Source organism: uncultured Dokdonia sp., assembly GCF_947492815.1.
In the GTDB taxonomy this organism is placed as follows: Bacteria; Bacteroidota; Bacteroidia; order Flavobacteriales; family Flavobacteriaceae; genus Dokdonia.
Genome location: NZ_CANLOB010000025.1, coordinates 61,042 through 75,045, shown reverse-complemented (window position 1 = coordinate 75,045; position 14,004 = coordinate 61,042). Strand labels below are relative to the sequence as shown.

Annotated in this window: 11 protein-coding genes; 9 read left to right on the top strand and 2 right to left on the bottom strand. The window is 34.8% G+C overall.

What is annotated here, in order from left to right:
• Window positions 1-285: 285 nt before the first annotated feature.
• The 5 genes from Q1A01_RS18895 (at window position 286) to Q1A01_RS18875 (ending at window position 4,601) form a co-directional block, all read left to right on the top strand.
• Window positions 286-2,004, top strand: coding sequence for a GMC family oxidoreductase (locus tag Q1A01_RS18895; protein WP_299683946.1), 1,719 nt, complete (start codon window positions 286-288; stop codon window positions 2,002-2,004).
• 3 nt (window positions 2,005-2,007) lie between these two features.
• Window positions 2,008-2,463, top strand: coding sequence for an OmpA family protein (locus Q1A01_RS18890; RefSeq protein ID WP_299683944.1), 456 nt, complete (start codon window positions 2,008-2,010; stop codon window positions 2,461-2,463).
• A gap of 9 nt (window positions 2,464-2,472) precedes the next feature.
• The gene (locus Q1A01_RS18885) at window positions 2,473-3,189 is read left to right on the top strand and encodes a gluconate 2-dehydrogenase subunit 3 family protein (RefSeq protein ID WP_299683942.1); all 717 of its coding nucleotides are present in this window, start codon (window positions 2,473-2,475) and stop codon (window positions 3,187-3,189) included.
• A gap of 198 nt (window positions 3,190-3,387) precedes the next feature.
• A complete protein-coding gene (locus tag Q1A01_RS18880) occupies window positions 3,388-3,888 on the top strand; it encodes a hypothetical protein (protein ID WP_299683940.1) in 501 nt (166 codons plus the stop codon).
• A gap of 260 nt (window positions 3,889-4,148) precedes the next feature.
• Window positions 4,149-4,601 (top strand): tRNA (cytidine(34)-2'-O)-methyltransferase, encoded by a 453-nt coding sequence (locus Q1A01_RS18875; RefSeq protein WP_299683938.1) that lies wholly within the window; start codon window positions 4,149-4,151, stop codon window positions 4,599-4,601.
• Here the strand turns inward: Q1A01_RS18875 and Q1A01_RS18870 are convergent.
• Complete coding sequence (locus tag Q1A01_RS18870) at window positions 4,598-6,694, bottom strand: glycoside hydrolase family 9 protein (protein ID WP_299683936.1); 2,097 nt, start codon at window positions 6,692-6,694, stop codon at window positions 4,598-4,600. The genes Q1A01_RS18875 and Q1A01_RS18870 overlap by 4 nt on opposite strands.
• 142 nt (window positions 6,695-6,836) lie before the next feature.
• Window positions 6,837-8,432, bottom strand: coding sequence for a bacillithiol biosynthesis cysteine-adding enzyme BshC (bshC, locus tag Q1A01_RS18865; RefSeq protein ID WP_299683934.1), 1,596 nt, complete (start codon window positions 8,430-8,432; stop codon window positions 6,837-6,839).
• Window positions 8,433-8,647: 215 nt separating this feature from the next.
• On the opposite strand from bshC, the gene Q1A01_RS18860 reads away from it, so the two are divergent.
• From Q1A01_RS18860 to Q1A01_RS18845, 4 genes are all read left to right on the top strand, one after another.
• Window positions 8,648-9,055: a hypothetical protein gene (locus Q1A01_RS18860; protein ID WP_299683932.1), complete on the top strand. Its 408-nt coding sequence runs from the start codon at window positions 8,648-8,650 to the stop codon at window positions 9,053-9,055.
• 154 nt (window positions 9,056-9,209) lie between these two features.
• Entirely contained in the window at window positions 9,210-11,690 is a 2,481-nt protein-coding gene (locus Q1A01_RS18855) for a M14 family metallopeptidase (protein WP_299683930.1), read from the top strand.
• Between the two features lie 171 nt (window positions 11,691-11,861).
• The gene (locus Q1A01_RS18850) at window positions 11,862-13,151 is read left to right on the top strand and encodes a potassium transporter TrkG (RefSeq protein ID WP_299683928.1); all 1,290 of its coding nucleotides are present in this window, start codon (window positions 11,862-11,864) and stop codon (window positions 13,149-13,151) included.
• A gap of 325 nt (window positions 13,152-13,476) precedes the next feature.
• Window positions 13,477-13,947: an STM3941 family protein gene (locus Q1A01_RS18845; protein WP_299683950.1), complete on the top strand. Its 471-nt coding sequence runs from the start codon at window positions 13,477-13,479 to the stop codon at window positions 13,945-13,947.
• Window positions 13,948-14,004: the final 57 nt, after the last annotated feature.

Here is a 14,004-nt window from a genome sequence, read left to right as displayed (position 1 = left end):
CTCAACTCCTCAACTCCTCAACTCCTCAACTCCTCAACTCCTCAACTCCTCAACTCCTCAACTCCTCAACTCCTCAACTCCTCAATTCCTCAATTCCTCAACTCCTCAACTCCTCAACTCCTCAACTCCTAAACTCCTAAACTCCTAAACTCCTGAACTCCTGAACTCATAAACTCATAAACTCATAAACTCATTACTAACAGTATACATTTTCGCGAAAGCGGAAAAAAAGCGAATTCAAATTGACTCTTTTTTTAGTATTTTAGGGGAAACTATTTCAATCCTATGCAAATAAAAGAATCTTCCGAAATTTATGATGTAATCATTGTAGGTTCTGGTGCTGGTGGCGGTATGGCCACCAAACAATTAGCAGACGCAGGTTTTAATGTTGCTGTTGTAGAAGCAGGTCCCTTTTTTGATCCCGCCGACCCCAAAACAATGACACAAATGAAATGGCCTCATCAATCGCCTAGAAGAGGTGCGGGAACAGATCGCCCTTTTGGAGAATTTGATATGGCATATGGCGGCTGGGAGATAGAAGGAGAACCGTATACGCATGAACCCGGAACGGAGTTCCGTTGGTTTCGATCGCATATGCTGGGAGGACGTACCAATCATTGGGGACGTATCTCTCTGCGTTTTGGCCCTAAAGATTTTAAAGGAAAAACACGTGATGGATATGGAGAAGATTGGCCTATAGGATATGAAGATGTAAAACCCTATTATGATAAAGTAGATAAACTCATTGGTGTTTTTGGCACCAACGAAGGACTAGAAAATGATCCTGATGGTTTTTTCTTACCACCTCCTAAACCAAGATTACACGAACTTTTTTATATACAAGGCGCTAGAAAATCAGGAATTCCTGTGATTCCAAGTAGAATGTCTATGCTTACCAAACGAATAAATAATGATCGTGGGGTTTGCTTTTACTGCGGGCAATGTGCGCGATCTTGTTCTGTGTATGCCGATTTTTCTTCAGGAAGTTGCCTGATTTTTCCAGCTCAAAAAAGTGGCGGAAAAGTGCGCTTATATACCAACTGTGTCGTACGTGAAGTGACAACAAATGAAGAGGGAAAAGCAACAGGGGTATCGTACATTAGTAAGAATGATCGTAGAGAATATAAATTAAAAGCACGCGTGGTTGTACTCGCTGCTTCTGCATGTAGCTCTGCTCGTATCTTATTAAATAGTAAAAGCCCTCAGCATCCTAACGGTTTAGGAAATAGTTCTGATGTGGTGGGTAAATATTTACATGATTCTACAGGGTCTAGTCGCTCAGGTTTTATTCCTCAGTTAATGAATAGAAAACCTTCTTACAATGAAGATGGTGTGGGTGGACTACATGTCTACTCACCTTGGTGGGGTGACAACTCTCAACTAGATTTCCCAAGAGGATATCACATTGAAGTTTGGGGAGGTATGGGAATGCCTAGTTATGGCTTCGGATTTAATGCTAATGAATTCAATAAATTCTTTGGAACTAAAGTAGGTGGATATGGCGATGTCTTACGAGATGATGTGAAGAAATATTATGGGGCTGTCGTCGGAATGGCTGGCCGTGGTGAAGGAGTTGCCCGTAAAGATAATTACTGTGAAATTGATGAAACCACCGTGGATCAATTTGGAATTCCAGTACTCAAATTTAATTACAAATGGAGTGATTTAGAACGAAAACAAGCAACCCATATGCAAAGCACGTTTGAAGAAATTATCCATAATATGGGCGGGCAAGTATTAGGTGATAGACCCGGAGGACCTGACAATGGTTTAAATAAACCCGGTGAAATCATACACGAAGTAGGAACTACGCGTATGGGGAACGATCCTAAAACATCAGTGACTAATAAGTTTAATCAACTGCACGATGTAGACAATGTATTTATTGTAGATGCCGGGCCTTTTGTTTCCCAAGCAGATAAAAACTGTACATGGACCATACTGGCACTCTCTTGGAGAGCATCAGACTATATTATTGAGCAGTTGAAACAACAGAATATATAAGTAGTGAAAAATAGAATTAGTACTTTATTATTCTTTACTTACTTATTAATAGGGCATCAAGTAATTTCTCAAAATACAATTAAAGTAACGAGCAAAGAAACAGGAAAAGAATTAGAAATTTCAAACCGTATTAATAATGAGACACGATTACCTGTATTTTATTTTGAGACGTATTCTATTGAATACCCTCATAAAGATTCATTAAGATTTTTTACTAACATACTCCTAGAAAATAACATTCACTCTATAGAGTTAAGTAGTCATTGTAATACAAATGAATTACTAAGAGATAGTAAACTATCATTAAAACGAGCAGAAAAAATAGCAACTTTGATGGAAGAATTAGGATTCAAAATAGGAAATATTGAAATAAATGATAATAGAGATACTCAACCTGTTAGCTCCTTAAAAAATGATTCAAAAAATCAGAGAGTAGAAATTTATATAATAAAAAAATAACTGTTGGTTATGGACAGAAGACAAAGTATACAAACCATGTTACTAGGCGCAGGTGCCATAAGCCTTGGCTTACACAGCTGTGTAGGTGAAGGAGAACCTGCATTAGAAGAACAAATTATTGAAAGCGCCGATGGTTTTTTTGGACGAACTCCAGAAGAATTAGAACGCATAGAAAAACTGAATGCCGAACAACTTTTTAATGAGCATGAACTAGAAACTATTGCTGTATTAAGCGAAGTGATTTTACCTCCAAAACCTGAAGTAGGAGGCCCATTAGAAGCTGGTGTTCCTGAATTTATAGAATTTATTGGCAAAGACATGCCAAGAATGCAAAATACCTTATTGGGTGGTTTATTGTGGCTTGACAACCAATCGCTTGAGTTATTTAATAAAGAGTTCAAATCCCTAGAGCTTTCGCAACAAAAGCAAATCTTAGATCCCATTGCTTTTTACGATCCTGAGGTTCCGTCTAGAAAACGTCCTTTTGAAATCCAATGGTTTAGTTTGATGCGTAATCTTACCATGACAGGTTACTACACTTCTGAATGGGGAATCAAAGACTTAGGTTACAAAGGAAATCAACCTAATGTATGGGATGGGGTTCCGCAAGATGTACTCGATCAGCATGGTGTTGCCTATGATCCTGAATGGATTGCCAAATGCATCGATCAAAGCAAACGTGGAGACATTGCAGAATGGGATGAACATGGGAATTTATTGACTTGATTAATTGTTTAAAAGTGACAAAGTCTTTCCCCGATCCTAAAGGGGTGGACTTTTCATTAATCTTGATTTAGTTAGAAATTTTCGCTCCCTTTAGGGTAAGGGAAATGAAAATTTGGCAAAAGAAGAAAAAGCTGAACTCAAACTCCAAAAAAAATAATTATACAAATTTGACAGCTTACGATGCATTAAACTCATATTATGAAAATTAATATTGTTACAAATAATTTTAAAAAAGCAACAAGGTATTTAAATATTTCAATGTTGATTTTCTGTATATTCATGATTATCACTTTTATATCGTTATGGTTTACAGATAGTGACTTTATGGAAGGTATTTTTGTTATTTTTTTGTTTGCTAGTGGAGTTATGTTATTGATCTCTATTTTTCTTCTGATACTTAGACCGGTTTTTAAAAAAACAATTGAAATAAATGAGAATCAAATAGAAGCATTACATATTAATTCTAACGTCGACACGAGCCAAATCAAAGAAAAAGCAGAAATAACTTATTTTGGGAATAATCTCAAAATAATTAACGATCCGAGAGACTATGAGCTTAATAATACAACTGTTTTTAAGTTATTAAAAAGCAACAATGAAATTACAACTACTAATACTTTTATAAAATCTAAGTGGTTAGATATTCCACCAAGAGAAATATTTAAGTCTATTGTAAGTGCTTTAGAAGGATGGAATTAACCAATGTTAGCTATCTCCTGAATTTATAAAACAATTGTTTTTACTAAAAACCTAGTATTTTTACCTTACATCATTAAAAGTTTAAACTGACAAAAAAGTATGCTCAACATTATCCTTATACACCCTGAAATCGAAAAAGTCTTTCCCCGACCCTAAAGGGTAGACTTTTCCTTCATCTTGATTTAGTTAGAAATTTTCACTCCCTTTAGGGTTGGGGAAATGAAAATTTGCATTACTTTGAAAACCTCAAATAACTACTAATGCTCAACATCGTACTCATCCACCCAGAAATTCCTAATAATACCGGAAATATTGGCAGGCTTGCATTGGGTTCTGGATGTCGTCTACATCTAGTAAAACCACTAGGGTTTGAAATTACAGATACGCGTCTTAAACGTGCTGGACTGGATTACTGGCAACATTTATCAGTTACCTATTACGATAGTATAGACGACTTTTTCGAAAAACATGCAGAGGCGAAATTTACCTTTCTGTCTAGTCATGGCGCAAAGTTTCACTATGACATTCCTTTTGAAGAAAATCTCTTTTTAGTTTTCGGAAAAGAATCGAAAGGGCTGCCTAAAGAAATTACTTCAAAATATTCAGATTCACTTTATAAGATCCCATTATATAGTGAGCATATACGTAGTTTAAATCTTGCAAACGCAGTAGGTATTGTTGTATATGAAGGCATACGACAGTTACAACTTTAGTTTACAATCAGTTTTTGAGTACTTATAGTATTGTCTTGACGTAATTTCACAAAATAGATTCCTTTAGAAAAATTAGAAACATCTATGATACTATTTTCTGTAATCCTTTCAGAACTCATAAATTGCCCTAACACCGAATAGATTTCTAATTGACTATTTTGCGCTACTCCCTCTATTCGAAATGTATTTGTAGTTGGATTCGGATAAATACTAACCTCTAAAGGTTTGAGTTCATTGGTTTCTGTAGCAAGTACATCATCTACTTGTACGCTATTAGCTAACATTCTAATATAGGCTGCTTGGTAATAAATAGCAGGTTCTGAAATCTCCCAAGAGCTATTGGGATATCCATCATTAAAATCTAAATAACTCTTTTGTGCTGGCTGCCCTGCTGGAGGTGTTAAGGTAGTCACACTAAATGAATCGTTAGGACCTCCCGTCACAAAACCAGGTGCTGGACCTATAGGACTTGTTACTGCATTATCATAATCTGTCCCGTCATAAAACCAACTATGATAAATCTCATTAACGCTACGCTCAGCCCCGAAATCATACATATTTGAAAGGTATACCATCCCTTGAGGGTTTACGCCATGGAAGTAGTGAATTACCTCCTCTATATACCCTCTATAACTCTCATTTTGTGATGGGTTAATATTGCTATCTATCACAAGTTTATTTACAGTCGCATAACTAGCTTTAGGATTATTAGAGCCCCAGTGATATGAAAAATCAGGTTGAAATGCTCTATATAAATCTTCATCAGACATTCCATAATACCCATTAAAATTATTTTGAGCATCAGATGAAAACGAATCTAAAATAGTTGTTATCGTTGCAGTATCTGCTCCAGCAGTATTTGCATATAGAAGCAATGCATCATGCACTTGTATTTTATAAGGTCCCCAAAAAGGAGAGTTCACCGTTTGTAAATCTGGCACTTTACTCACAACATAGTCGCTATATAACGTATTTCCCGTAAGGTCAAAAAGATATGCCGAAGCTACGACAAACTCTTCTTCTTGCGCTTCTACATCTCTATCGGCATCTCCTGCTATAATACTTCCGTCGTCACAATTGGTTTCCAACGTGCCGTTTTCAACGAAGGGTTGTGCATATGCATAGGAAGCGATAGAACGTTCTTGTAATAATGTAGCAAAATCATCATACCCAGCAACTCCAGAAAACACTTTGGAAGCATGTGCAAACATACCAGCTACAGCAATAGAAGCTGAAGTACACGTAGGTCCATAATAACGTGTATCTACATTTAAACTTGGAGGAGATTCAATATTCTCTTCAAAATTCCGACTTCCCATTTTTATAATAGTACTCCCATCTTCTTGATTCATTTTAAGCAACCAGTCTAATTCCCATTTTACTTCATCAAGTACATCGGGAATCCCATTTCCAGATTCAGGAATATTCCAATCGTCAGAAAAAGCTTGTGGATTTTCTTCATAAGCAGCCAATAAATCATGTACGGCATCACTAGCAAATGTGACATACTTATTATAATCACCTGCATCAAACCATCCCCCTGACAATTCTTTTTCTAACGCTACATTCCCTTGATCATAAATATAACGTGTTTGCGTATCCTGAAGAAAGTTATCACCATCTGTCCATCCCTGTGCATAAGGCTCTGATTTAGGTGCATTACAGCGATTGTAATAAAACATACGCCCTGCGGACTTCATAACATCATCATATACTCCAACTCCAATAGTAAATACAGCCGATCGCTCATTAATAGTTGCATCGTATAAATAGTAAGACCCTTCTTCTGTAAGTAATGAAAAGTCCACCCACCAACCTCGATCACCAGATTGAGCATGGGTATTCCCATTATTCCATAATACAGGATTTATAGAAAGTACTGTAGCATCTGTCACAGCATCACGCACTTCTATAGTAGTCGGCGCAGTATAAGACATAGCACTATTATATCCTATTTGCGGATCACTTAACACACCTACTTTAATAGCTTCAGGAGTGTAGCCAAATTGATCTACATGGATATGATTACTTAATTCTTGAGAAAAAACAACTATAGGAAAAAATAGCAATAATAATGCGTAACAACGTTTCATAGCAATAGCTTAGTTTTTAGTTAAATATACTTAAATGAATAAGAAATTCAAAACCTCTTATTATCTTAAGTCCTTATATACTATGCTATACGGTAGCAGATACTTTATTGGATGTTTATACCATTTACAATTTGAAACTATCTTATAAAGTAACGATCGTAAACTTTCCTTCTGTAGGATCCAAGTATTCTAATAAAGCAGGTATTAAATCGTCACCAAATTCTAAATAAAACTCAGCAAAATTCGTATTACGCTCTTGTAAACTGTGCAATGGGAAAATAGCATTTTGCACATCGACGACACGTTGTACGTGATCTCTCAATTTACGTTTTTGAGCTTTTAACAATCGCTGTTCTAAATGATCTAATCCTTTTAATTGTTTTACTTCCTGCGCTTGTACAGCTCCTATAAAAGAAGCATCTGTCTCGGCAGCAAGTGTATGCATACTTTTAAACTGTTCTTTCAAAAATGTACGTTGTTCAGAAAAATCAATATCTATATTAGAAATTGCTCGTATTTTTTGATTTACTAACTCATTTTGCTTTAAAAACAATTGAGGAATTGTAATATCTAAAGCTTCGGTTTTTTTCTTATGTTTTTCAGTTCTGATCAATGCAGAATTTCTAAGAAGCAACATTGGAAAAGGCACTCGCATCGTTTCAAAACAGGATTTTAATTGAAACCAATATGCTAATTCTCCTCCACCTCCAATGTACGTAAGATTTGGTAAAATAACTTCCTGAAATAAGGGACGCAGTAATGCATTTGGCGAAAAGCGTTCTGGATGTGTTTTCAATTCAGAACGAATTTCAGTTTCGGTAAAACGAATGTCTGTAGTATTAATGACAAAATCATTTCCATCTCTAATAATACGCTCACGTATTCCTTTAATGATATAAAAAAGATTTATTTCTCTAGGGTGTACTTGTTCTGGATATCCTAAAGCTGTTAAGCCTTTAGTCTGTTTTGTCACTTCTTTATGAGCAACTTCTTCAAATAGTTCTCGCTCTACATATGGAGCAAATATGCTCTTTAACCCTATATCATTCCCATCTACAATCACAAGGCCATATTCTCCAAAAAGTTCATTAGCAAGATATCGTGTGGCATCTGCAAGATTTGTATGTTTTAAATACGCTTCTTCAAAAAGAGAGGCTAAATACTGTGCATTTTTCGAACTCCCTAAAGCTGTTGAAAATAATTCTAAAACGGCATCGAGTCCTTCTGTTGATAATTCACCTACAGCGCCACCATCTTCTCGATTCCATTGAATTTTCGATCCTTTAAATCGGAAGTAATTAATTTCGTCAAAATCATGATCTTCGGTTGCCATCCAGTAAACAGGTACAAAATCATATTGGGGATGTTGCTGTTTTAGCTTTCGCGAAAGCGTAATTGTGTGAATAATCTTATATAAAAAATACAACGGTCCTGTAAAGAGATTTAATTGGTGACCTGTTGTAATAGTAAATGTAGTTGTTGCTGAGAGTTTTTCTAAATGCAATTGTGTGGCATCAGAAACAGAAAATTGGCTGTATTGTTGTTCTAAGGAAGAAACAAGTACATCTCTAGATGCTTGTGTAAACCATTCTTTTTTCTCTTCAATTTGCGGTTCAAAATTTTCTAATGAAGGAAATCTGTTATAAAAAGGAATTACTTGGTTGTGTTGATCTAGATAATCACAAATAAGCTTTGAGAAATATCCTGTTTCAGGATGCGTAATGGTGTCTTTTTGCATTTTGGCTAACAATTTCCTTCCAAAAATAGGTCTTTTGGTGGTGATTACATAATATGCTCTGTCTGAATATATCGATGAAAATTACAATTCATTCTATGAAAAACACCCCCCTATGTCATACATCGAGAAAACTGGTTTTTTCATCTAAAAGTTGGATTTATTCTATGATTGTGGACTTTTACATGCTAGTTTAGCAATCCCAAATCATTATAAAAATGCAACATTTACAACATACTTTAATCGCTCTAGTATTTCTTATTACAGGAACTACATATAGTCAAGTAGCACTCGCTCCTTCTGCACCAAATTCATCTGAAAATTATAAAGTAACTGCAGCCTATCAAGGCGTATATATTCCTAATGTAAGTATAAAGAATATTACAGATGCACCTGCTGTTGTTCAAAAGGATGCACGTATTCCTAGTATGCTTGTTTTTAATAAGACTACAAGCAAGCAATTAAAATCTGGATATTATTTTTGGAATGGAAAACAATGGGAGGTATACGATACATCTATCGTTGCTCCTGATACTGGACTTGCTGTTACAGATACAAAGGCTCCAGTACTAGCGCCTTCTTCAACAATAGCTACTTCTGAAGAATCGGCTGTTAGTCTACGATAAGAAGATACCGTAGTTATTTAATTTTCTTTAGTTCATTTATAATTATGTGTAAGGCATATTTTAAGGTTACTTCCAAAACCTAAAATTGTCTAAAAACCTCAATTTTATTTTACGATAATAGGTATATTTAAGGCTTTATCTTAAAGAAACCTTTATGCGTCATTTTTCATTATTCCTATTCTTACTTACAGGAATACTTCAAGCACAAGTCCAATCTCCATCAGAATTTTTAGGATACGAGATCGGCTCTCAATTTTCTAGACATTCAGATGTAGTTCGTTATTTTGAACATGTAGCTCAAAACAGTGATCTTGTAACGTACCAAGAATATGGTAGAACAAATGAAAGGCGTCCACTTACTTACGCGGTTGTTACTTCAAAAGCAAATCATGGGAATATTGAAAATATCAGAACAGCCAATCTTGCACAGGCAGGAATAGGCACTTCTTCCACTACTGCAGATAAAGCAATTGTTTGGCTATCTTATAATGTACATGGAAATGAAGCCTCTAGTACAGAAGCGTCTATGGTTACCTTATATGAACTTATTACCACTAAAAAAGCTTGGTTAGAGAATACCGTTGTTATTATTGATCCGTGTATTAATCCTGACGGACGTGATCGTTATGCAAATTGGTTCAACCAAGTAGCCTCAACACCATATGATCCTTCGCAAGTAGCTTCAGAACATAATGAGCCTTGGCCAGGAGGTCGACCTAATCATTACTTATTTGATTTAAATCGTGATTGGGCATGGGCTACACAGGTAGAGTCTAGAGCACGTTTAAAAGTATATAACAAATGGTTACCACACGTACATGTTGATTTTCATGAGCAAGGAATTAATGAACCGTATTATTTTGCACCTGCCGCAGAGCCTTTTCATGAAATTATATCTGACTGGCAACGTGATTTCCAAACACAAATAGGACAAAATCATGCACGTTATTTCGATCAAGAAGGATGGTTATTCTTTACTCGTGAGCGTTTTGATTTATTATATCCAAGCTATGGCGATACCTACCCAACATATATGGGAGCTATTGGAATGACCTACGAACAAGCTGGTCATGGTCGTGCAGGATTGGGAATCAATACGGATGAAGGGTATGAACTCACACTTTTTGATCGTGTAGCACATCATCATACTACCGGGCTTTCTACTGTTGAAATTTCTTCAAAAACAGCTTCAAAAATAAATAGTGAATTCGCGAAGTTTTTTGACAATCGCAATTTAAAATATAAGAGTTATGTGCTACAAGGAACACAAGACAACCTAGCGGCATTAGCAACCTTATTAGATCGTCATGAAATAACCTATGGTTTTTCAACGAATGGAAAAGCGAGTGGTTTTAGCTATACCAACAACGGACAAGGAAGCATGAATTATGATCTTGCCATGGTGGTACATACAGATCAGCCTAAAGGTAAAATGGTAAAAGTACTATTTGAACCAGACGCAAAATTATCTACACCACTCACCTATGACATTACAGCATGGAGTTTACCACATGCATATGGGCTTGATGCTATTGCTAGTACTACAAAAGTAACTACTAATAGTGGCAATCCTTTTTCTAAAGTGATCAACCAACAGCGTATGATTGCTCCAGGTTATATTGTTACATGGAATAGTATGAACGATGCCAAATTTCTTGCAGGCTTATTAAAAGCAGGTATCAAAGTTCGTTTTACCGAAAAACCAATGACCAATAGCGGTCAGACATTTGATCGCGGATCGCTTATTATCACAAAGAGTGATAATAAAACGAATAAAAGTTTTGTAGATGATCTATACAAAATAGCGGCTTCACATGGAAGAAAACTGGTTCCTGCCACTTCTAGTTTTTCTAAAGAAGGACCAGATTTTGGTTCTCCAGAAATAAAATTAATCAACCCTCCTAAAATAGCCTTATTAAAAGGAGAAGGCACTTCATCTCTAAGTTATGGAGCAACTTGGTACTATTTTGAGCAAAATCTAGAATATCCAGTTACGTCTATAGAAGCAAATCGTATTGGACGTGTAAATCTAGATCAGTTTGACATTATCATCATCCCTAATGGATATTACGGCAGTGTTCTTAATGACGGAACGATGAGTAGTATAAAAGACTTTGTACGTAGTGGAGGAAAGGTAATTGCTACGGGTAATGCCTTAAATTCTTTTGCAGGACAAAGTGGTTTTAGCTTAAAGCGAAATACTTCTTCTGGGGAAGATAAGAAAGAAGACAAAAAAGAAAACTTAACACCTTATGCAGATCGTGAGGAAGCGAGTGTTACTAATTTCATAACAGGTAGTATTTTTAAAACTATTGTAGATCCTACACATCCGATGGCTTTTGGATACGGAGACACCTATTATAGTTTAAAACTAGGAAGTAGTGCTTACAAATATCTTGATAATGGTTTTAATGTAGCCTACATTGGAGAAAATCCTACCAATGTTTCTGGATTTGCAGGAGATGCCGCTAAAAACAGATTACCAAAATCACTTGTTTTTGGAGAAGAACGTATGGGGCGTGGTAGTATTATCTATATGGCAGATGATCCTTTATTCCGTGCTTTCTGGCAAAATGGAAAGTTATTTTTTGCCAATGCTGTTTTCTTTACTAATAATAATAAATTTAGAATCTAAAAATAATACGTTCTTTACCCTTAATATTCTTATTTTTAAAGTATAAACTGAAAAATCAATTATAAAACAATAGTTTTATATCATATAAAGTACTTTTAAGAGTTTACAGTCATGGTTTTAAAAAATATCTTAAGAGGATATAAAAAGTTTCAAATAAGTAAATCTCCTCAAATGAATTTAGTTTGGGGATTTTTTTTATATATCTTGATAGGAGTCTTACTATTATCAATACCTCTTTTTCACAAAACAAACATTTCATTCATAGATAATTTATTTATATCTACATCAGCTATTTCTACTACTGGATTAGTTACTATAAGCATTACTGATTCCTATACTATTTTAGGACAAATCATTATCATGATTTTAATTCAACTAGGGGGTATTGGGTATATGACATTAACTACTTATTATTTATTATTTACTACTAGAAAAATTACACATTGGCATAAAAAGATTATAGGTGCTGAATTTACAATGCCCAACACTATAAAAATTAGTGACTTTTTAAAGAGCGCTATTCTATTTACTTTAATAATGGAAATTATTGGTGCTATTTGCTTTTTTATTGCATTTACTAGTTCTGGGATGGAAACTCCCAAAGCAATATGGTATAGTATATTTCATAGTGTTTCGACATTTTGTACAGCTGGGTTTGGGCTTTTTAACGATAGCTTTATGGGATATCAAGATGATACTCTCATTAATTGTATTATCTCCATACTCGCTATTTCTGGCTCGCTAGGTTTTATTTTAATCACAGATATTTGGTATCGTATCTCTGGAAAATCAAAGAAAATTTCTTTTACCTCTAAGATTGTAATTTATGGCTTTATTGTCTTATTATTTTTAGGTACTCTAGTGACCTATTTTACAGAACCATTAGTTCATAGTACAGGTAAAAATGCACTTATGAAATCATTTTTTCAAACGATGACCGCAATGACTACTGTTGGATTTAATACGATTTCTATTAGTGATCTATCACTTCCTATCCTATTATTAACTGTTTTCCTCATGTATATCGGAGCGTCTCCCTCTGGTACAGCTGGAGGAATGAAAATTACGACACTTACAGCAATGATTTCTGTCTTAAAAAGCCGAATTCTGGGTCAGAAGAAAATAACGTTTTTAAACAGATTAATCCCTTTTGAACGATTATACGTTGCCACTTCTACGTTTATATTATATACAAGCCTCATTTTTTTATTTACTTTTCTAATGTCATTTACAGAACAAGCAACTTTCGAAAATATTTTATTTGAAGTTGCCTCATCCTTAGGAACTGTAGGACTAAGTAGAGGAATTACAGGCGACTTAAGTGCTATAGGTAAGGTGCTCATTATTATTTTGATGTTTATAGGCCGTGTAGGTGTTTTAACTTTTGGCTTTGCACTATTAGCTAAAGGCACTACGCAAGGAAAGGAAATAAACTTCGTTAAAGACGATCTTGCTGTTTAAAACAAAAAACTCTCTTATCTTAAGCATGAACTAAAAAACTATTTTTAGTTAGTCAGATACTTGCATAGTATTCTCTATATGGAAAACAATGTTTAGTTTCGTATTTTTCTACTGCAATACAAAGTTATTTTCTACACATGCAGTTTTCTTTGTTAACGATAATAAATTTAGACTACAACAGCTATTCTTTAAATCGTATTTTCATTTACAAAACTCTCAGTAAATTAAATATCCTAAGTAAAGTTTAAATTCCATATAACATTACTATGAATATCACAGAAGTTAAGATCTATTCTGACTCCAGTAAAATAGAAGCCAAGAAAAAATAGCTCTTGCCTTCTTACTACTTGGAGCCATTATTTGTATAATAGGGATTTTTAATAGCCTGCCTTTGCTTATGGAAGTTGGTAGTATTGCAACAATTCTGAACTCATATAATTACTTTTTTGATTACAGAAAAGAACAATTACCCTATATTCTACTCTCTCAGAAAGGAATTCTAGATAGTATCGAATGGGTTTCATATGGTCTCATTCTATGGGAAGATATTAGAACTGATGAGCAACACAAAAACCTTATTTTTATTGATGTCACAAATCCAGAAAAATACATCGCTCAATTAAGAACCAATAAAAGATTTAGTGAATGTTACAAGTCAGGTTTACGAAAGGATTCTTTTTGTTACGGCACGCCTGTGTTTCTAAATACAAAAAACCTATCTGAAACTAATGAAACAATCCTGTCTATAATGAAGGAATACCAAAATAAAAGAAAAAAATTATTTCCTTCAGTTTAGCTATGCTATATAAATACGCTTTAACGCTACACTCTCCCTTTGGTTGTGAATCTCACA